This window comes from Microtetraspora glauca (genome assembly GCF_040656155.1).
Lineage (GTDB): Bacteria > Actinomycetota > Actinomycetes > Streptosporangiales > Streptosporangiaceae > Microtetraspora > Microtetraspora glauca.
Genome location: NZ_JBFALK010000004.1, coordinates 221740 through 241738, shown reverse-complemented (window position 1 = coordinate 241738; position 19999 = coordinate 221740). Strand labels below are relative to the sequence as shown.

The 19999-nt window shown below is 70.2% G+C and carries 19 protein-coding genes; 9 read left to right on the top strand and 10 right to left on the bottom strand.

The genetic code is table 11. The features are described from left to right. Positions 1-7: 7 nt before the first annotated feature. Both AB0I59_RS10130 and AB0I59_RS10125 read right to left on the bottom strand, forming a co-directional pair. The gene (locus tag AB0I59_RS10130) at positions 8-691 is read right to left on the bottom strand and encodes a hypothetical protein (protein ID WP_358131836.1); all 684 of its coding nucleotides are present in this window, start codon (positions 689-691) and stop codon (positions 8-10) included. Further along, entirely contained in the window at positions 688-1260 is a 573-nt protein-coding gene (locus AB0I59_RS10125) for an RNA polymerase sigma factor (RefSeq protein WP_228636869.1), read from the bottom strand. Before AB0I59_RS10125 ends, AB0I59_RS10130 begins: the two co-directional genes overlap by 4 nt. Before the next feature lie 326 nt (positions 1261-1586). Between AB0I59_RS10125 and AB0I59_RS10120 the strand changes: the two genes are divergently transcribed. Next, positions 1587-2951 (top strand): pyridoxal phosphate-dependent decarboxylase family protein, encoded by a 1365-nt coding sequence (locus AB0I59_RS10120; RefSeq protein ID WP_358131834.1) that lies wholly within the window; start codon positions 1587-1589, stop codon positions 2949-2951. Positions 2952-3136: 185 nt separating this feature from the next. On the opposite strand, the gene AB0I59_RS10115 is transcribed toward AB0I59_RS10120, so the two are convergent. Continuing rightward, positions 3137-3805 carry a TetR/AcrR family transcriptional regulator gene (locus AB0I59_RS10115; protein WP_358131832.1) on the bottom strand — a complete coding sequence of 223 codons (669 nt, stop codon included), beginning with the start codon at positions 3803-3805 and terminating at the stop codon, positions 3137-3139. A 56-nt stretch (positions 3806-3861) separates the two neighbouring features. Between AB0I59_RS10115 and AB0I59_RS10110 the strand changes: the two genes are divergently transcribed. Next, a complete protein-coding gene (locus tag AB0I59_RS10110) occupies positions 3862-5310 on the top strand; it encodes an MFS transporter (RefSeq protein WP_061258256.1) in 1449 nt (482 codons plus the stop codon). 190 nt (positions 5311-5500) lie between these two features. Here the strand turns inward: AB0I59_RS10110 and AB0I59_RS10105 are convergent, their stop codons facing one another. Together AB0I59_RS10105 and AB0I59_RS10100 are read right to left on the bottom strand one after the other, a co-directional pair. Next, the gene (locus AB0I59_RS10105; protein ID WP_358131830.1) at positions 5501-6046 is read right to left on the bottom strand and encodes a DinB family protein; all 546 of its coding nucleotides are present in this window, start codon (positions 6044-6046) and stop codon (positions 5501-5503) included. Between the two features lie 297 nt (positions 6047-6343). Continuing rightward, positions 6344-7513: an FIST signal transduction protein gene (locus AB0I59_RS10100; protein ID WP_061258254.1), complete on the bottom strand. Its 1170-nt coding sequence runs from the start codon at positions 7511-7513 to the stop codon at positions 6344-6346. A 174-nt stretch (positions 7514-7687) separates the two neighbouring features. Between AB0I59_RS10100 and AB0I59_RS10095 the strand changes: the two genes are divergently transcribed. The 3 genes from AB0I59_RS10095 (at position 7688) to AB0I59_RS10085 (ending at position 12059) form a co-directional block, all read left to right on the top strand. Continuing rightward, a complete protein-coding gene (locus AB0I59_RS10095) occupies positions 7688-9097 on the top strand; it encodes a sigma 54-interacting transcriptional regulator (protein ID WP_082777217.1) in 1410 nt (469 codons plus the stop codon). Positions 9098-9188: 91 nt separating this feature from the next. After that, entirely contained in the window at positions 9189-10067 is an 879-nt protein-coding gene (locus AB0I59_RS10090; protein ID WP_358131827.1) for a hypothetical protein, read from the top strand. Between the two features lie 9 nt (positions 10068-10076). After that, positions 10077-12059, top strand: coding sequence for a vWA domain-containing protein (locus AB0I59_RS10085; RefSeq protein ID WP_358131825.1), 1983 nt, complete (start codon positions 10077-10079; stop codon positions 12057-12059). Between the two features lie 9 nt (positions 12060-12068). Here AB0I59_RS10085 and AB0I59_RS10080 read toward each other — a convergent pair whose 3' ends face one another. The 3 genes from AB0I59_RS10080 to AB0I59_RS10070 all read right to left on the bottom strand — a co-directional run bounded on the left by AB0I59_RS10080 (position 12069) and on the right by AB0I59_RS10070 (position 13980). Next, a complete protein-coding gene (locus AB0I59_RS10080) occupies positions 12069-12509 on the bottom strand; it encodes a DUF6292 family protein (RefSeq protein ID WP_358131823.1) in 441 nt (146 codons plus the stop codon). Positions 12510-12571: 62 nt separating this feature from the next. Then, on the bottom strand, positions 12572-13201 hold the full coding sequence (locus AB0I59_RS10075) for a GNAT family N-acetyltransferase (protein WP_358131821.1): 630 nt from the start codon (positions 13199-13201) through the stop codon (positions 12572-12574). After that, on the bottom strand, positions 13198-13980 hold the full coding sequence (locus AB0I59_RS10070; protein WP_061258249.1) for a GntR family transcriptional regulator: 783 nt from the start codon (positions 13978-13980) through the stop codon (positions 13198-13200). The genes AB0I59_RS10075 and AB0I59_RS10070 overlap by 4 nt, the downstream gene beginning before the upstream one ends. Positions 13981-14180: 200 nt before the next feature. On the opposite strand from AB0I59_RS10070, the gene AB0I59_RS10065 reads away from it, so the two are divergent. After that, the gene (locus tag AB0I59_RS10065; protein WP_061258248.1) at positions 14181-14426 is read left to right on the top strand and encodes a hypothetical protein; all 246 of its coding nucleotides are present in this window, start codon (positions 14181-14183) and stop codon (positions 14424-14426) included. 51 nt (positions 14427-14477) lie between these two features. Further along, positions 14478-14915: a hypothetical protein gene (locus AB0I59_RS10060; protein ID WP_061258247.1), complete on the top strand. Its 438-nt coding sequence runs from the start codon at positions 14478-14480 to the stop codon at positions 14913-14915. A gap of 33 nt (positions 14916-14948) precedes the next feature. Here AB0I59_RS10060 and AB0I59_RS10055 read toward each other — a convergent pair whose 3' ends face one another. Together AB0I59_RS10055 and AB0I59_RS10050 are read right to left on the bottom strand one after the other, a co-directional pair. Further along, positions 14949-16088 (bottom strand): cystathionine gamma-synthase, encoded by a 1140-nt coding sequence (locus AB0I59_RS10055; RefSeq protein WP_061258246.1) that lies wholly within the window; start codon positions 16086-16088, stop codon positions 14949-14951. 29 nt (positions 16089-16117) lie between these two features. Then, on the bottom strand, positions 16118-17488 hold the full coding sequence (locus AB0I59_RS10050) for a cystathionine beta-synthase (RefSeq protein WP_061258245.1): 1371 nt from the start codon (positions 17486-17488) through the stop codon (positions 16118-16120). 121 nt (positions 17489-17609) lie between these two features. Here AB0I59_RS10050 and AB0I59_RS10045 point away from each other — a divergent pair, with 121 nt between their 5' ends. Both AB0I59_RS10045 and AB0I59_RS10040 read left to right on the top strand, forming a co-directional pair. Next, complete coding sequence (locus AB0I59_RS10045) at positions 17610-18587, top strand: SGNH/GDSL hydrolase family protein (RefSeq protein ID WP_358131818.1); 978 nt, start codon at positions 17610-17612, stop codon at positions 18585-18587. A gap of 47 nt (positions 18588-18634) precedes the next feature. Beyond that, complete coding sequence (locus AB0I59_RS10040; RefSeq protein ID WP_061258243.1) at positions 18635-19996, top strand: outer membrane protein assembly factor BamB family protein; 1362 nt, start codon at positions 18635-18637, stop codon at positions 19994-19996. Positions 19997-19999: the final 3 nt, after the last annotated feature.

Here is a 19999-nt window from a genome sequence, read left to right as displayed (position 1 = left end):
GCGCGCGTCAGCTGCCGGGCGGCGGCGTGGCGTCGCCGATCTCGAACGCACCGGGCTGGTCGACGACCTGGCAGGGCTTGACCGGCCCCTCCGTCAGCCTGCCGCTGAACTGCCAGGCGACCCCCGGCTTGTCCACCGTCGGCTCGACCGGATTCTCCGCGACCTCGATCATCACGATCTGGCCGGGCCTGATGTACCGCGGATAGATCGTGATGCCATTCTTGGGCCGGATGGCCTTGTAGGACACCGTTTTCTCCATCCTCTTCCGCAGTTCCTCCTGAACGGCCGGGTCCTTGCTCCGGAGTTCCTCGGAGGTCGTGGTGGTGCGGTCGCCGTCCACAAAGGGCGCCCGGCCGTCGGCGCACCGCTTGCCCAGGGGCAGGTACGTGATGTCGGCGCGCACCCCCATGTCGGCCAGGTCCTTCTCGACCTGATCCGGATCCCGGAATTCGTTGATCTTGAGGTTGATCGAGCCGTCGGCGTTCTTCGTCAACGCGTACGCGGGGGTCTGCGCGCCGATCATCATCGGCACGGCGACGGCCGCGGTGGCGGCGACGCCGAGGACGGCGGCTCCCGTCAGGATCCTGCGACCGGTCATCCGGCGCGCCGCCGCGACGGGCCTCGCCTCCGGCCGGGCGGCCATTTCGGCCTTGAGCGCCGCGAGCAGGCGGTCTTCGAAGGTGTCGTTCATCGGTGTCCTTCCATCACGAGAGGCGGCACGACGCCGGGGATCTGCCGGAGCGCGCGGCGCGCGCGGTGGAGCCTGACTCGGGCGGTTCCCTGCCGGATGCCGAGCGCGGCGGCGGCCTCCGCCGGGCTGAGGCCGTCGACGGCCACCAGCTCCAGAAGAGCCCGGTCGTTCTCGGGAAGTCCGGCCATCGCCTCCATGGCCCGCCTGGCCGGAGACTCGGCATCGATCCGATCTTCCAGCCGGGACACGTCGTCGCTTTCGAGCAGCCGGCGCCCCGCTATCCGGCTGTTCGCGCGTGACTCCCTGGCCGAGCGGCGGCGCTCGGCCAGCATCGTGTTGCGCGCCACGCCGTACAGCCAGGCGATCTCGCTGCCCTTGCCGGGCCGGTAGGTGTGCGCCGAGTCGAGCACCGCGAGGAACACGTCGGCCGTCAGGTCGGCCACGGCGTGCGGGTCCCCCACCCGCCGCGCCAGGAACCGGGTCACGGCCTCGAAATGGCGCCGATAGAAGGCTTCGAATGCCACGGGATCATCGGCGATGTCCGCCAATCCCGTCTGTCTCAGGCGCACCAGTGTCACTCCTTGGTCGTCCGTCCGAATACACCCTTGCTTGGACAGACCGGGATCGAGCGTTACACGCACCCCCATAGCGCTCGCAGTTCTCGGCGGCCACCCTCTCCGGGGTCAGGCTCCCGCCGCCGGCGCGGTGGCCAACGTGATCCCCGAGACGGCGGAGTTCGCGGCGACCGGGCCGCCGGCTGCTCCGGCGCCTTCCGGCTCTGGCGCGTTCTGATCGAGCACGCGTATTTTGTTTGGCGTCAAATGAATTGCCCGGCCTGTGCGGCGAGGGCCTGGACCGAGCGGCCCCTCCGACCCGACCCTCAGGAGCTCATCTCATGGACCTGCGACACTGGCTCGATGAGGCCGTGACCGCCAACGAGACCTGGTCCCGTACGTTCGGGCAGTTCACCCAGCATCCGTCGCTGCGGATCGACGACGAGCGCTTCGGCACGGCGTTCGGCCTGCTCACTGAGCGGCTGCGGGACAACTACCCGTTCTTCCATCCGCGGTATGCCGGGCAGATGCTCAAGCCGCCGCACCCGGCGGCCGTCGTGGGTTACCTGACAGCCATGCTGATCAATCCCAACAACCACGCGCTGGACGGCGGCCCGGCCACCGCCGCGATGGAGCGCGAGGTGGTCGCGCAGCTGGCGACGATGTTCGGTTTCGAGCCCCATCTCGGGCACCTCACCACGAGCGGCACCATCGCCAACCTGGAGGCCCTCTTCGTCGCCAGGGAACTCCACCCGGGCCGGGGTGTCGCCTACAGCGCCGAGGCTCATTACACGCACAGCCGGATGTGCGGCGTCCTCGGGATCGAGGGACATCCTGTGCCGGTGGACGGCCGCGGCGCCATGGACCTCGACGCGCTGGAGGAGCTGCTGCGCACAGGACGCGTCGGCACCGTCGTGCTCACCGCGGGCACCACCGCCCTGGGCACGGTCGACCCCCTCCACGAGGCGTTGGCCCTGCGCGAGCGCTATGACGTACGGATCCACGTGGACGCCGCCTACGGAGGGTTCTTCACGCTGCTGGCCGGGTCCGACGGGCCGGAAGGCCTGCCCGAGGCGCCCTGGCGGGCGATCGCGCGGTGCGACTCCGTGGTGGTGGACCCGCACAAGCACGGGCTCCAGCCGTACGGCTGCGGCGCGGTGTTGTTCCGCGACCCGGCCGTGGGCCGCTTCTATCTCCACGACTCCCCGTATACCTACTTCACCTCTGAGGAGCTGCACCTCGGGGAGATCAGCCTGGAGTGCTCCCGGGCCGGCGCCGCCGCGGCGGCCCTGTGGCTCACCTTCCAGCTTCTTCCGCCGACGCGGGACGGCCTGGGGCAGGTCCTGGCCGCCGGGCGGCGCGCGGCGGTGCGCTGGGCCGAGCTGATCGAGGAGTCCGAGCACCTGGATCTGTACCAGCGGCCCGAGCTCGACATCGTCAGCTATTTCCCGGTGTCCGAGCCGGCCACGCTGAGCCGGATCGACGAGGCCAGCGCACGGATCCTCCAGGCGGGGATGACGGACGCCGAGGACCCGGTCTTCCTGAGCACGCTTCGGGTCGGCGCGGCCGCCATGGACGCCCGGCACCCGAAGATCACCCAGGACGCGGACGGGGCCCGGATCCTGCGCAGCGTCCTGATGAAGCCCGAGTCCGAGGACTATGTGGATCACCTGCACCAGCGGCTGGAGCAGCTCGCCCGCCCGTGACCTCGGGGCAAACCTTGCCGGTCACGGCACTAGCTCAGACATCAGGGAGCAAATAACCCGCCGGTAGGTTTCAGGACGTGGTTGCGGCGGTCTTCCTGGGCCGGCGGGGGACGGTCGTGGCCTTGTCGAGGTGGCCATACACCGTGGAGCGCGGCACGCCGAACGTGTCGGCGATCTACTGGACGTCAGCGGGTGGCGAGGAGGCCATCCACCAGGGCTCGGAGCCCATCCAGATAGGTGTTCTCGGCGGTGAGCGGCGCCCAGCGCTCCGCGACCTCGGCCAGGCGGGGAAGCTCGCCGGGGTCGATGTCGGCGAAGACACGTTCCCGGTAGGTGTCACGGTCGCCCGCCGCGCGCCGCCGGGTCGCCGCCGTCCGGACGACGATCTCCCCGGCGGTGTAGTACCAGATCGCGCGATATCCGTGTACGGCCCGCTCGGGGGTCAGCCCGCATTCGACCAGGCCGTCGACGATCTGCTCGACGAACCACAAGGCGGATGTGGACATCAGGTCGTCGGCGGTCAACACCTCCACGATCCAGGGGCAGGCGGCGAGCGCCTCGTGGATCGCGGCAGCAGCGACGACGACGCGCTCGCGAGGCTGGGCGGGCAGTTCGGGCCGGTGCAGCGTCCGCGCGGCGTAGTCGTCCAGCAGCAGGACGAGCAGTTCTTCCTTGTCTCGGACGTGGTGGTAGAGCGCCATCGGCGTGCTGCCGATCTCCGTGGCCAGCCGCCGCATGGTCAGCCGGTCCACGCCCTCCGCGTCCACGATCCGACGGGCCGTTTTGACGACCTCCTCGCGGGAGATACGGGGAGGTCGGCCAAGGGTTTTGCGTGGGGCGGACGGCTGCGGCATGCCTTCATCATCCCCCGGTGTCGACAGTGGTGAGCTTCTCAGGCTATTTTTCTTACATGTATAAAAACTTGCAAGGGCGTCCCGGCGTGGTACTGGCGGCGGTGGCCGTCGCTCAGTTCGTCGTCGCCCTGGACATGTCGGTGGTCAATGTCGCGCTGCCCGCGATCCGCACCGCGCTCGGATTCGGGCCACTCGACCTGTCGTGGGTCGTGCACGTCTACGCCCTTACGTTCGGCGGTTTCCTGCTGCTGGGGGGCCGTGCGTGCGACCTGTACGGCCGGCGTCGGCTGTTCGTGCTGGGCCTGGCCGTCTTCGGGCTGTGCTCGCTGGCGGGCGCGCTTGCCGAGACACCTTGGCAACTGATCGCCGCCCGCGCCGGTCAGGGCCTGGGCGCCTCCGCGGCCGCCCCTGCCGCGCTGGCGATGCTCACCACCACGTTCACCGAGGGTCCGCGGCGCGTGCGCGCGCTCGGAGTGTGGAGCGGGGTGAACGCGGCAGGCGGCGCTCTTGGCGTACTGGCGGGCGGGCTGCTGACCGAGTACGCGGGGTGGCGATGGGTGATGTTGGTCAACCTCCCCATCGTGGCAGTGGCCCTCGCGCTGGTTGTCGTCGGTGTGCCCACCGATGCGCGACCCGCCGAGCGCGAGCGGCTGGACGCGCTCGGCGCCGTCCTGGCGACCGGCGGAATCGGACTGCTGGTGTTCGGCGTCGTGCGCACCGACGCCCAGGGGTGGGGTTCACCGGCCACGTCGGCGACCCTCGCCGCCGCGGTCGTACTGTTGGCGGCCTTCGTCCTCACCGAGTCCAGGTCCCCCGCGCCGCTGCTGCGCCTCGGTCTGCTGCGCAGCCGATGGGTCGCCGGCGCCAACGTCCTGGTGTTCCTCGCCGCGGCCGGGCAGTTCACGGCGTTCTACTTCGTGTCCCTGTACATGCAGCAGGTTCTGGGCATGGGCGCCGCGGCGACCGGCGTCGCGTTCCTGCCCTTCTCCGTGGGCATGGTGGTGGGCACCATCGCCGCCACCCGCGTCACCGCGACCCGCGGCCCTCGCGCGCCTCTGGTGCCCGGAGCCCTGCTGGCCGCCGCGGGCCTGGTGTGGTTCGCGTTCATCAGCCCCGGTGGCAGCTTCCTCACCGACGTACTCGGCCCATCCATCGTCACCAGCGTGGGCGCCGGACTGGTCCTCGCCCCGGTCGCCGCCGCCGCGACCACCGGCATCGCCCCACACGAGGCCGGCATGGCCTCCGGCCTCCTCAACAGCTCCCGCCAACTCGGCGGCTGCATCGGCCTTGCCGCTCTGGCGACCATCGCCGCACACCGCACCGGCACGGCCACCGACCTCGCAGCGCTCAACGACGGCTACGCCCTGAGCCTTTCCGTCACCGCCGCCCTCTTCGTGATCGCGGCGGTCGTGGCGATCGGCGTGCTGCCCCGCCGCCGGGCCACAACCCCTGACCCGCGGCCCGCCACCCCCGCACAGAACCGACTGGAAGGAACGCCGTCATGACGACGAACCCCATCTCACCCATCGACCTGAAGCGGTCTGCTGCCTGACCGGCGGGGGACGGTTCCGCCCCGCCAGGCCCGACGGCGCCGAGGACATGGTGCAGTTGCAGGCAGGCACCGCCGTGATCGTCCCCCGTGGTCGCTGGCACCGCCTGGAGCCCCGGAGCTGCCCCGATGGCAGGCCGGTGGGGTCAGTGTCCCGCGGCGCCGTCGATCCGCTCGCGGAGCAGGTCGGCATGGCCGTTGTGCCGCGCGTACTCAGCGATCACATGCACCATGATGCGACGCAGCGAGATCGGCTGCCCGCTCGCCAGGTGCGTGCCGGTGTCCTCCATGGACGACGCCTTGGCGACGATCTCACGGGAACGCTCGCATTCCTCACGCCACACCGCCAGGGCCTGCGTGACGTCGCCGCCCAGATCGTCGAAGTCCTGGTCCGGATCGTCGTCCGAGTAGTACAGATCCGGCACGTCCTCACCGGCGAACTGCTGGCGGAACCACCATCGCTCCACACCGGAGAGGTGGCGGATCAGGCCGTGCAGGCTCAACCCGGACGGAGGAACACCCTTCTCCGACAGCCGTTCCGGTGCGACATCGGCGCATTTGAGCTCCAACGTCGCCCGGTGCCAGTCGAGGAAGGCGGTCAGGATCTCGCGCTCGTCACCCACGAGCGGAGGGGTGGTCCGGATGTCTCCGGTCCAGCGCTGGGCGTAGTTTTCAACCGGGATCTCTGTCATAGCGAGAGCATGCCAGCCGACACCGACGAACCCGTCCGGCCCTCCGATGACGCGACTGTGATCTCCGGCGCCGGGAGGGGCACTAGGTCGTGTTCTATGGATCTTCTTGGCCTACTGCGGTCGACCAGATGGCGCCTCGCGGCGTTGTCGCCCCACCCACGAAAACTCCTCGCAGGCTCGGAGTTTCCGCGGGGCCCGGGAATGTCGGCCGTAGGCTCCGCTTACGGCCTCCTCCTCCGCCTTGCGACGCATCCATCCGGCCGATCCTCGCTACGGCAAAGATCCATAAAACGCTCCCTAGGAGGAGAAGACCAGGATCGACGCGGTGAACCCGTGCACGTGGTTCTGCCCGGCGACCGGTCCGAGCTCTCCCGCGGCGAAGAATCCGGCCACGCCGATGGGCCCGAGCGTGTCGCGTACGGCGAGGGCGTCATGGTCGGCCGAGCCGAACATGGCGGAGCCACGCCCGTTGCAGGAGAACAGCAGCGCGCCGTCCACCCGGCCGCCCTGGTTGACGTAGTCGTCGAGCAGCTCGTACAGGTCCTCGTCCGCGGTCTCGGCGTCGCGCACCTGGAAGCGGACGGTCCTGCCGATCTCCACCACGTCGCCGATGGCGACGGCCTCCCTTTCGGGGTCGATGCCGAGCACACCCCTGATGAGGAAGTCTCCGCGCTCGTGACGCTCCGCGTACTCGTCCATGGCGAGGCCGATCTGCAGCCCGGACGCGACGAGCTCCCTGTCCGCCTCGCCGAGCCCGCTCACGATGTCCTCGAGACGGGCGAGCGCGGGCTGGCCGGCCAGTTCGAGCAGCAGGTTGTCCTCTGACCGGGTGACCACCATCGTCGGCCCGATCGGGCGGCAGCCCTGGCTGACCACGGTGCTCACGTTCAGCGAACCGCCGAGGATGACGCCGATCGCGCCTTCCGTGTACGTCTCGCCGTCCGCGAAGAGCCGTACCGAGTCGCGGCCCGCGAGCGCGTTGGCCAGACCGCCGATGATCGGCAGATTGCCGAGCACCTCCCCCGAATGCTCGACGAACGCGTCCGTCGGGAACGTGTAGGGATCGGCGAGCAGGACGGCGACCCTGTCCTCCGGGCCCCGTTCTGGCAGGCCGATGACCACGAAGCGATCCTCGGTGCGGAGCGTCTCCAGCGCGAAGGTCGTCACCTCGGCGTCGCCCAGGGACGCGGCCCACGCGCTGACCGAGGGTTTGAGTTCCACCCCCTGCGCGTCCCCGATCACCCCGGTGGCGCTGCATCCGATCACGTGTGCGCCGGAAACCAGGGACATGGCGCGCTGCCCGGCCCGCGTGACGTCGTCGGCATCGTCTCCGCAGATGAAGAAGCAGACGAGGTCGGGGCGTCCGGAAAGCCCGGCCAGGGCCTGCCGGATCGCGGCCTCGGCCGTCTCCACGAGATCGGTGCCCACGGCGAGACCATCGGCGAACCGGCTTGTCAAAACCGCCATCGTCTCGCCTCCTCCTGTCGACACTGCTGGGTCACTACTGAGTCGCTAATTGCCCTCTTGCCCCGATTCTCCCCACTAAGGGGGGATCGACGCACAACGGGCGTCACACAATGGTCAAGATCCCCATGCGTACCGAGGTGCCGGATCTTCCGATGGCGACGTAGTCTCGTCTCCGTGCACAAATCGCCCGCACCCGCTCCCAGCACTCTGCGCGAGCTGCGCGAGAGTGGACACGTCCATCGGACCGTGAAGGCCGAGATTCGCGAGAACCTTCTCGCCCGGCTGCGTTCGGGAGAACCCCGGTTTCCCGGCATCGTCGGTTTCGACGAATCCGTGCTGCCGCACCTGGAACGCGCCCTCATCGCGGGCCACGACCTGGTGCTCCTCGGCGAGCGCGGCCAGGGCAAGACCCGGCTGATCCGCACCGTCGCCGGGCTGCTCGACGAGTGGACGCCGGTGGTCAAGGGCTGCGAGATCAACGATCATCCCTACGCCCCCGTCTGCGTACGGTGCCGGCGACTGGCCGCCGCGCACGGCGACGACCTGCCCGTGGCCTGGCGGCACCGCGACGACCGCTACGGCGAGAAGCTCGCCACGCCGGACACCTCGGTGGGCGACCTCATCGGCGACGTGGACCCGATCAAGATCGCCGAGGGCCGCACGCTCGGCGACCCCGAGACCGTCCACTACGGCCTCGTGCCACGGACCAACCGGGGCGTCTTCTCGGTCAACGAGCTGCCCGACCTCGCCGAGCGCATCCAGGTCTCGCTGCTCAACGTGCTGGAGGAGCGCGACATCCAGGTCCGGGGCTACAACCTGCGTCTTCCGCTCGACATCCTGCTGATCGCCAGCGCCAACCCCGAGGACTACACCAACCGCGGCCGCATCATCACGCCACTGAAGGACCGGTTCGGCGCGGAGATCCGTACGCACTATCCCCGCAGCATCGCCGACGAGCTGGTCCTGATCCGGCAGGAGGCCGCGCTGCACGAGCTGAACGCCGACCTCCCCGACCACCTCGTCGAGGTCATCGCCAGGTTCACCCGGCTGGTCCGCGAGTCCACGGCGGTGGACGGCCGCTCCGGCGTCTCCGCGCGGTTCTCGATCGCCGCCGCCGAGACCGCCGCCGCCTCGGCCGTACGGCGGGCCGCGCTGGCGGGCGAGGAGCGCGCGGTGGTCCGGGTGTGCGACCTCCCGGGGATCGTGCACACGCTGCGCGGCAAGGTCGAGTTCGAGGTGAGCGAGGAGGGACGCGAGGTCGAGGTCCTCGCCCATCTCCTGCGCCGGGCGACCGCCGAGACGTTCCGCGGCTCGCTGGGCGGCGCCGACCTGACCGGGCTGCTCGGCCGGTTCTCCGAGGGGGCTCAGGTGGAGTCGGGCGAGCTGGTGCCCGCCACCGAGTTGCTGCGCCGCATCGGCCGGGTGGACGGCCTGGCCAAGATCATGTCGACGCTCGGCATGGGCGAGGGTGACGAGTCGCCCGGCCACGCCGCGGCCGCGCTGGAGTTCGCGCTCGAAGGGCTCTATCTCATGCGCCGCCTCTCCAAGGACGAGCTCGCCGGAGGCGCCGTCTACAGGACATGACCGGATCGTGACCTTCCCCCGCGCAACCTTTCGTCCGGTGGGCCCATCTGAACGGGTGCATCGAACGGCTACCAGCACGGGGGAACCCATCATGATCACGCGCGGTCCCGCCTCGCTCGCCCTCGCGGCCCTGGCCCTGGCGGCCCTCGGCGGATGCGGCCAGGAGGCCGAAGGCGCCTCGTCCCCGGCCGCCGCGTCCTCGACGAGGACCACGACGCCCGCGACGCCCGCGGCCGAGCCGTCCCGGCCGACGAGCACGGTGTACGGCTTCGCCCGCGCCGACGGCCCCGGCACGATGATCATCAGCCCCAGGAGGGCGACCCGCGACAAGAATCGCTACCGCGTCGAGGCGATCCGGTCGGCCGAGGACGTCCGGGTGACCTTCGCCCCGTCGCTGGACTATCGCAGGATCACCGTCGCGTGCGACCTCAAGGAGACCGAGGGGAAGATCGCGATCGACGCCAAGGCGCTCGGCGCGACCCGCTGCGCCGCGAACGACCTCGACTTCACGCTCAGCCTCGGCCCGGTCCCCGTCAGGGTGACGTACGACCCGGCCTCGGGCGCCGCCGTACAGGCCCAGGAGTTCCTCTATCCGCCGGACGACCCCCGGACGGCGTTCGGCACGATCGCACCCGCGGGCAAGGGCGCCGTACAGTTCACGCCGTACGCGGTGAAGCGGGTCCCCAGCATGGGGTACTCCTTCACGAAGAAGTCGGGCGAGCCGATCACCCTGCCGTACACCGGAACGATGATCTTCTTCAGGGTCGGGCGCTCCTGCGGAGACAACTCGGTCCAGCCCACCAGCACCGACCGTGACGGCATCGGGATGCGGCAGTGCTCGTCCACCGACCTCGCCGGGGCGCTCGGCGCGCTCAAGGAGATGCAGGTGAAGGTGGACTACCTCGCGGCGAGCGGTGAGGTCATGGAGATCCACGAAGTCTATCCCTGTCAGGGCGATATATGCGGGTAGCGTGGTCCCGTGGCTTACCTGTACGGGGAGTATCACGACGGGCCTGATCCACTGGCCCCGCCGTACGACGTGCGCGAGGCTCTGGACGGCATGGGCGACGCCATCCTGTCCGGGTCGACACCGCTGGACGCGCTGCGCGACCTGCTGAGACGCGGTCTCCCCGGAGCCCCCGACCGCCGGGGGCTGGACGACCTGCTCCGCCAGGTACGGCAGCGCCGCCGGGAGCTGCGGTCGAACACCCGGCTCGACGGGACCCTGGAACAGGCCCGTGCCCTGCTGGACAAGGCGATCGGGCAGGAGCGGGCCGAGCTTCGGCGGGAGACCGGAGATCCCCCCGCGGGGAACCGCACTCCCGATCCCTCGGACGACGCGAGGTTCCGGGAGGCGATGCTCGACGCGCTTCCCCCCGACACCTCCCGGGCGATCCAGGAGCTGAGCTCCTACGACTGGCGGTCGCCGGCCGCCCGCCGGACGTTCGAGGAACTGCGCGACCTGCTGCGCAGGGAGGTCCTGGACAGCCAGTTCCGCGGCATGCGGGACGCGCTCGCGAGCCCCGACCCCGCCGCCATGGAGCGGATCCGCCAGATGATGACGGATCTCAACGAGATGCTCGATCGGGACGCCCGCGGCGAACACACCCCGGATGATTTCGCCGAATTTATGCGGAAATACAGGGACATGTTCCCGGAGAATCCGCAGAATCTCGAGGAACTCGTCGACCAGCTTGCCCGCCGGGCCGCGGCGGCGCAGCGGCTACTGGCGTCACTGACCCCGGAACAGCGGGCCGAGCTAGCCGGGCTGATCGAGCAGACGCTGGAACAGGCCGGGCTGGCCGAGCAGATGCGCCGCCTCGGCGAGAGCCTGTACGCACGGCGGCCCGATCTCGCCTGGGAGACCCCCGAGCGGCTGTCCGGCGAGGACCCCATGGGCATGGGCGACGCCGTGACCGCCCTGCAGGAGCTGGCGGACCTCGGCGAGCTCGAATCCGCCCTCCGGCAGGACTACCCCGGAGCCCGGCTCGACGACATCGACGAGGCGGCGATCCGCCGGGCGCTCGGCCGATCGGCCGTGGACGACCTGGAGGCCCTCCGCCGGATCGAACGCGAACTGGAGGCCCAGGGCTACCTCCGCCGCCACCGCGGCAAGCTCGAACTCACCCCGAAGGCCGTGCGCCGGCTCGGCGAGACCGCGCTCCGTCGGGCGTTCTCCTCGCTCGAATCCAGCCGCCGCGGCGACCACGACCAGCGGGACGCCGGAGCCGCGGGCGAGCTGACCGGGTCCACCCGGCCCTGGCGGTTCGGCGACGAGCAGCCCATCGACGTCGTCCGCACCATCGTCAACGGCGTACGGCGTGGCGGCGGCGCCCCGGTCACCCTCTCGGTCGACGACTTCGAGATCGTGGAGACCGAACGGCGGTCCGCCGCGGCGGTCTGCCTCCTGGTGGACCTGTCGTACTCCATGGCGCTGCGGGGCACCTGGGCGGCGGCCAAGCAGACGGCGCTCGCCCTCCAGGCGCTCGTGACCTCGAAGTTCCCGCAGGACGCCGTGCAGATCATCGGATTCTCGAACTACGCGCGGGTGCTCCGGGCCGACGAGCTCGCCGGTCTGGAATGGGACATGGTCCAGGGCACCAACCTGCACCACGCGCTGTTGATCGCCGGTCGCCACCTGGACCGGCATCCGGACTTCGAGCCGGTGGTCCTGGTCGTCACCGACGGCGAGCCCACGGCCCACCTGCTGCGCAACGGCGTGCCGCGCTTCGACTGGCCGCCGTCGCCGGAGACCCTCGCACTCACCCTCGCCGAGGTCGACAAGATGACCCGGCGACGGGCGACCATCAACGTGTTCATGCTGGCCGCCGACGAACGGCTGCGCGACTTCGTCGACGAGGTCGCCCGGCGCAACGGGGGCAGGGTCTTCTCCCCCAGCGCCGAGCGCCTCGGCGAGTACGTCGTCAGCGATTTCCTGCGCAGCCGCCGCACCAGGCGGTGAGCCGCCGCCTCAGACGGTGAGCCGCCTCAGACGATGGCCGTCGGGTCCGGCGGTGACCGGGACGAAGCCCGCCAGCGCCTGGTCGAAGCCGTCGCCCAGGTGGGTGTAGCGGCGATATTCCGGACGCGAGGTACCGCCGTACGCCGGGTCGTCGAGGAGGGTCACCACGCGCGTGGGCGCCGGCAGCACACCGCCGCCGAGATAGCGCACGTCGGCCAACTCGGTGCGCACACCCTGCTCGCCCGAGACGAACCGGCCGTGTCGCCAGCCGCTCTCCTCGTCCCAGACGAGGGCGGTGCCGTCCGCGAGCTCGATCGTCGCGTCACGTGGATCGAACGGGTCGTCCCACCAGCGAGCGACGCGCTCCCCCAGCGCCTCGGCGACCTGACGGACATAGGAAACGGGAAGCCTCAGCCACTCCTGGCTGTACGGCTCCGGGGTTTGTGTCACGGCAGGCCTCCCGATCTGCCCGTGGACAGGACCAAGTCAGACCTCATTGTCTGAATGACGTTTTATCCGGATTTGGATATTTCGAAACCAATGCCGTCCCAGAGGTGGGCGGCGCGTGCCTCATCCATGGCGAAATTTGGATCTTTCCGCGGCGCCAGCTTTCGCTGGAACAACGCCCGCGACGGATAGTCGCTCCACCCGAGCCCGTCGAGGACGTCCATCGGGATCAGCCCGGCCGGGGCGAACCCCTTGCCCTTGTAGTAGTCGTGCAACCCGGTGTTGGTGGTCCACACGTCGACCCGGAGCCATCCGGCACCGGCCAGTTCGGCGCAGGCCGCCGCCCAGTCGAGGACACGGCCTCCGAGACCGCGGCAGTCGTCGGACTGCCGGGAGACGATCAGCCGGTGCAGGTAGAACGCCGGCTCGTGACCATGCGGCGCCCGTAGCCATATTCCCGGATGATCCTCGTCGTAGACGGTGACGGTCGCGACCGGATGGTTCCCCAGCGTCACCAGCCAGGTCGCGCGCAGATCGACGCCCACGAGGAGCCTGCGCCGATGGTCGGCGTCCCCTCGCCACGTCGCGGCCCACTGGTCCGACCCCTTCTTACGCAGCCAGGTGGCGGCCTCGTCCCGCAGGAAGATGAGGTCGTCGACGTCGTCGCGGCGCGCCAGCCGCAGGCGGAAGCTCATGACGGCTCCGTGGTGGGCGATGGCTCCTGGCCGGCCGTGACATCGCCGATCTCGTAGGCCAGCTGGGTGCTGTCACCGGCGTAGACGTTGATCGTGAGGCGGATCGCACGCTGGGCCGAATAGGCGGTGCGGAACATCTCCAGCACCGGAACCCCCGTTCCCACGCCGAGAAACGCGGCCTCGGTGTGGGTGGGCATGCGGCTCAGCACCTCGTCGCGATATCCCACCTGCGCGTGACCGTGCCGCGCCATCTCGGTGATCGTTCCGTACGGGATGTCGGTGGGCGACATGAGGCGCGTCCCCTGGGCGACGTCCATGGGATAGAAGGACTCCTGGATGGACCAGGGGCGGCCGTCGATCAGGCGGCGCATGCTGCGCACGACCACCGGGGACCCCTCGTCGACCTGGAGGCGAGCGGCCACCTCGGAGGACGCGGTGCGGACCTCCATCCGGAAGTCGACCTGCTCCGGGTTGCGCCCCGCGACGGTGACCGCGGCGACGAACGCGTCCCTGTCGTCGCGCGCGGAGCCGCCTTCCTCGGCCGAAGCGAGCACCATGAAGGTGGTGCGGTCCCGCACGAAGGTCCCGCGCCCCTGGCGCGGCTCCACGAGGCCCTCGTTCGCCAGCGCCGCGAGGGCCAGCCGAACGGTGTTGCGTGAGACCCCGTGACGCTTCTCCAGCTCCGGCTCGGAGGGAAGCTGCGCGCCGGGCTGCAGCTCACCGCTGCTGATCTCCTGACGGAGCGCGTCTGCCACCTGCCGGTACAGCGGCTGGGGCACGTCGCACCTCCCCTTCCCCAAAGGTTACTCACCGGTTAGATTTTCCGGTCCAAAACTGCCGTACCCGTTTATACAGAGCCCACTCATTGGTATGAGACCGGTGAGCAGGCTCAGAAGGAACAAAGCGTAGTTCACGGCGCGGGACCGGTGCCACCGCTTCCGCGTCAAGACTCGCGAGATCACCGGGAAGGGAGGACGGGATGCCTCAGGTGTTGGTCATCGGAGTGCTGATCATCGTGGGCGGGATCATCGGCGTGTTCGCGGTCATCGTGATCGGCATCCGGGTCGAGGACCGGCGCGGATCCGCCACGGACCCCGGATCGGGCTACCTCGCCTCGGGCACACGGTGGCTCCTCGGCCTCTATGTGGACCACACGGCCTGCCGGTACGTGAGCAACCCTCGGCACGACTGCCCGAAGTGCCGTCGCGCCTCCGCGAACCACTGAGGGAATCGGCCGTGCTCCCGATTCGATCAGCCAGGCGATAACCTCGGCCACATGTCGTTTCTCGGCAAGGTGCTGCTGTGGCTGCACATCGGGTTCGCGATCTTCGCCATCGGCCCCCTGACCGCGGTGACCAGTGCCGTCCCGCGCTACATCCGCACGCGCGACCTCGGTGTCCTGCGCTATCTCCGGCGGAGCACCCGGCTCTTCGGCGTGTTGACGCTGGGTGTGTTCATCACCGGGCTCATCCTCGGCGGCAGCAAGCTGGGCGCGCCGTACCTCTCGGCGTCGATGACGCTGTTCGTCGTCGCCGCCGTGCTCATGGTCTTCATCGAACGCGACGAAGGCGCCGCCATCCGCGCTCTGTCAAGCGAGAGCACGGAGGACGACGCCAGGGTCCAGATCGGCAGGATCGCCGCCATGGGCGGCATCGCCGCCGTGATCTGGCTGGTGATCCTGTTCCTGATGGTCTTCTTCGACCCGACTCCCTGACCGGTCAGCGAGGACCGGCCAGCCGAGGACCGGTCAGCCGAGCGCCTGGGAGAGGTCGGCGAGCAGGTCGCCGACCGTCTCGATGCCGACAGAGAGCCGGACGAGATCGGCGGGCACCTCCAGCGGCGAGCCGGCGGCCGACGCGTGGGTCATCCGCCCCGGGTGCTCGATCAGGGACTCGACCCCGCCGAGCGACTCGCCGAGCGTGAACAGCTTCGCCCGGTTGCACACCTCGACGGCGGCCTCCTCGCCTCCGGCGACCCGGAACGACACCATCCCGCCGAAGCGCCGCATCTGCTTCGCCGCGACCTCGTGCCCCGGGTGCTCGGGCAGCCCCGGATAGAGGACCTGGGTCACCTTCGGGTGGGACGCGAGCAGTTCGACCACGCGCTCGGCGTTGTCGCAGTGCCGGTCCATCCGTACGGCGAGGGTCTTGAGGCCGCGCAGGGTCAGCCAGGCGTCGAAGGGCCCGGCCACCGCGCCCATGGCGTTCTGGTGGTAGGCGAGCCGCTCGCCCAGCTCCGCCGACGCGGCCACCAGCGCGCCGCCGACGACGTCCGAGTGGCCCCCGACGTACTTCGTCGTCGAGTGGACCACCACGTCCGCGCCGAGCGCGACCGGCTGCTGCAGGTACGGCGAGGCGAACGTGTTGTCCACGACCAGCAGCGCGCCCGCGTCGTGGGCGACCGACGCCAGCGCGGCGATGTCGGCGATCCCGAGCAGCGGGTTGGTGGGCGTCTCGACCCAGATCACCTTGGTCTCGGGGCGCACCGCCGCGCGGACCGCGTCCACGTCGCCGAGCGGCACCGGGTCGTAGGACACGCCCCACCGCTCGAGCACCTTCGCGAAGAGCCGGAAGGTGCCGCCGTAGGCGTCGTCCGGGATCAGGACATGGTCACCCGGCGCGCACACCGTGCGGAGCAGGGTGTCCTCCGCCGCCAGCCCCGAGGCGAACGCGAGGCCGCGGGCGCCTCCCTCGACGGCGGCGAGGCACTCTTCCAAGGCCGTCCTGGTCGGGTTCGCCGACCGGCTGTACTCGTAACCCGAGCGCAGCCCGCCCACGCCGTCCTGCTTGTACGTGGACACGGCGTAGATGGGCGGCACGACGGCACCCGTGTGCGGATCCGCCTCCTGGCCTGCGTGAATGGCCAGCGTCTCGAAGCCTTCGTTCATAGCCTGAGCGTAACCTTCCCGAGAGCCGCTCAATTCGACGCCAGGAACGCGAGCAGATCCTGGCGGGTGAGGAGACCGACCGGCTTGCCGTCGTCGAGGACCACGGCCGCGTCCGCCTTCTCCAGCGCCTCGACCGCGCGTGCGACCGGCTCGCCGAAACCGATCATCGGGAGCGGCGCGGACATGTGGTCGCCCAGCGGGTCCTCGGCGGCGACCTTGCCGCGGTAGAGCCCTTCGAGCAGGTCGCGCTCGATGATCGAGCCGACGACCTCGGCCGCCATGACGGGCGGCTCCTCCTTCATGACCGGGAGCTGCGACACGCTGTACTCCCGCATGATGGAGATGGCCGTACCGACCGACTCGTGCGGGTGGACGTGCACGAACTCCGGCAGTCCGGTGCCCTTGCGCCCCAGCACGTCGCCGACGAGACCCTCGTCGCTCGACGTCGTCAGGAACCCGTAGTCGGCCATCCACTCGTCGTTGAAGATCTTGGACAGGTAGCCGCGGCCGCCGTCCGGCAGCAGCACGACCACGACGTCGTCCGGCCCCGCGTCCCGCGCGACGCGGAGCGCGGCGACCACGGCCATGCCGCAGGACCCGCCGACCAGCAGCGCCTCCTCGCGGGCGAGACGGCGGGTCATCCCGAACGAGTCCTTGTCCGAGACCGCGATCACCTGGTCGCAGATCGTCGTGTCGTAGGTCGCGGGCCAGATGTCCTCACCGACGCCCTCGACGAGGTACGGCCGGCCCGTGCCGCCGGAGTAGACCGACCCCTCGGGGTCTGCCCCGATGACCTTCACCCGGCCGCCGGAGACCTCCTTGAGGTAGCGCCCGGTGCCGCTGATCGTGCCGCCCGTCCCGACGCCTGCGACGAAGTGGGTGATCCGCCCCTCCGTCTGCTCCCAGATCTCCGGGCCCGTCGAGTGGTAGTGGCTCTCGGGATTGTCGGGGTTGGAGTACTGGTCGGGCTTCCAGGCGTTCGGCGTCTCGCGGGCCAGCCGGTCGGACACCGAGTAGTAGGAGTCGGGGTGGTCAGGCGAGACGGCGGTCGGGCAGACCACGACCTCCGCGCCGTACGCCCTGAGCACCGCGATCTTGTCCTGGGCGACCTTGTCCGGGCAGACGAACAGGCACTTGTAGCCCCGCTCCTGGGCCACGATGGCCAGCCCGACGCCGGTGTTCCCCGACGTCGGCTCGACGATCGTGCCGCCGGGCTTCAGCGCGCCGCTCCTCTCGGCGGCCTCGACCATCCGCAACGCGATCCGGTCCTTGACCGAACCGCCCGGGTTGAAATATTCCACTTTCGCGAGCACCTGGGCGGGCAAACCCGCTGTGACCTTGCGCAGCCGCACGAGCGGGGTGTCACCTATGAGCTCGATCAGGGAATCGTGTACGCGCACCGCGAAGACCGCCTTGATTTACTGAAGCTTTGTCAGCTTGCCTGCAGCCGTCATCCCGAGGGGGTGGCCGGAACTGGGCTAGTTTCTCTACCAAAAGGTACCGTCACAACGGGGAGAGCAGGTGATCTGGACGCCTGGGGCGGCGCGCGCCGCGCGCCGGATCGCGACCGCGGCCGCGATGGGCGGAGGGGGCCTCACCGCCCTGGGAGTCGCCACGTACGGCCTGCTCATGGCGGAGGCCCTGATCGCCCGCCGGATCGTGGGAAATCCGCACGGCATGGACGGCCCGGACGCCGACGGCGTCTACGGCGATTTCGACGGCGAACCGATACGCATGGTCATGCTTGGCGACTCGACGTCCGTGGGTCTCGGCCTGACGGTTCCCGACGGAACCCCGGCGGTGAACCTCGCCAACGGCCTCGCCTCCGTGGCGGAACGCCCGGTGCGTCTCACCGTCGTCGGCCAGTCGGGCGCGGCCTCGGCCGACCTCGGCCCCCAGGTGGACCGCGCCCTCGCCTCCGAACCGGACGTCGCCGTCATCTTCATCGGCGCCAACGACGTCACCACGGCCACCCTCCCCGCCCATGCCGTACGGCACCTGCAGAAGGCGGTGCGCCGGCTGCGCGAGGCCGGGGCGGAGGTCGTCGTGGGAACGTGTCCCGACCTCGGCTCGATCCGGCCGATCCCGCAGCCTCTTCGCTGGGTGACACGGCGCTGGTCGCGCCAGCTCGCCGCGGCCCAGACCGTGGCGGTGGTGGAGGCGGGCGGCCGGACGGTCGCCTTCGCCGACCTGCTCGGACCCGAGTTCGACACGAACCCTGCCGAGATGTTCGGCCCTGATCGTTATCACCCTTCTGCCAGAGGTTACCTACAGGCCGCGTACACAGTGCTACCGTCTGTATGCGCCGCGTTGGGATTGTGGCCCGAGCCCGAGCCCCAGCGCGTCGAAGGATCGCAATACCTGTTGGCGGCAATGGCCGTGGAAGAACCCGGCACCGAGGTCAGCGCGACCCGGGTCGCCGGCCGGGCGGTCGGCCCCCAGGGACGGTGGGCGGCACTGCTCCGCCGACGCCCCGGGCCGATATCCAAGAGCGCCTAGGGTCGGTCACCTTTCGCGACCCGGCCGTCACCCCCAGTAGGAGTGATATGACCCGGCCCCACGCGAAAGTCACCCTCACGCTCGCCTCCGCCGCCCTGCTGACCAGCGGGGCCCTGGCCGGCTGCTCCCAGAGCGACGCCGCCTCCGAGCAGAAGTACCCCACCTGGCAGACCACCGAGGTGAACGCCGTCAGCCGAACCACCACGGGGGCGGGTGTCGCCGCGACCACCTCGATGAAGCCGGACGGCACCCTGGAGACGGTGGCGCTCGACGAGACGACGGGCAAGAAGCTCTGGGCCTTTCCGGCGACGATGACCGGACGGCTGCCGGGGATGGGTGTGCAGGCCCCGGCGATCGTCGACGCCGGAAGCGGCCAGAGCGTCGTCGCCGCGATCGACCCCGTCAAGCAGGGCCAGTGGAACGCCACCCTGGTCGTCAGGGACGCCCACACGGGCCGGCAGAAGTGGACCAGGCCCGTCCACTCGACCTTCGGCCCCCAGCGGTGCGGGCCGTACGTCTGCCTGTCCGAGCACACCGCGCTCAGCACGGCCCGGCTCGTGGTGCTCGACGCCCTGACCGGTAAGACGATCTGGCGGGTCCCCGGCATCGCCGAGGTGGAGTGGTCGGACCCGACCCGGGTCGTGCTGCTACGGCTCGCCACCCATCCCGTGCTCGAAGCACACGACCTGAAGACCGGCAAGACCCTGTGGCAGTTGCCCATCGAGCAGGCCCTCGGCGCCGGCGTCGACATGTCCGGCGGCTGGGCCTTCGGCACCACGGGGGGCAACCTGGTCGGCTACGTCGCGCCGTACACCGACTCGCGCACCAAGAAGACCTCGACGTTCGGATTGTTCTCGATCCGTCTGGCGGACGGCGTCCTTGAGTGGATGCGGCCGTCGGTGGTCCGGGTCTATCCCAGCGGCAACCCCGCGTTCGCGCCGGTCGTCCGTCCCGTCGACCAGCAGGGCCAGTACGGCGGCTTCGCCCGGCTGGACGGCGAGTCCGGCCGGGTCGTCGGCCAGATCACCGCGGCCCAGGTGCCCGGCTCGGGATGGTGGCTCGCCTTCCCGCAGAAGATGGACACGCTGGGTTTCCTGAAGCACAGCGCGCCCGGCACCGCGTTCAACCTGCTCAGCGGCCAGCCCGCCGAGGCGCGGGGCACCAAGGGGTGGTCGTTCTGCGTGACCGACCCGCAGCCGCTGAAGCTCACCGGCATCTCCCCCGGGTTCTACTCGATCGCCGCGTTGTGCGAGTTCGATCTGGGCACCGGCCAGCGGATCACCTCCGCGGCGGCCCCGCCCGCGTGGTTCACCGGCAGCCAGAGCGGCTGGCGGATCTGGCGTGACGAGAAGGGCGCGCTGCACGCCATCAAGGACGGAACCACCACCTCTCCCGGCATGTACGGCTGACCG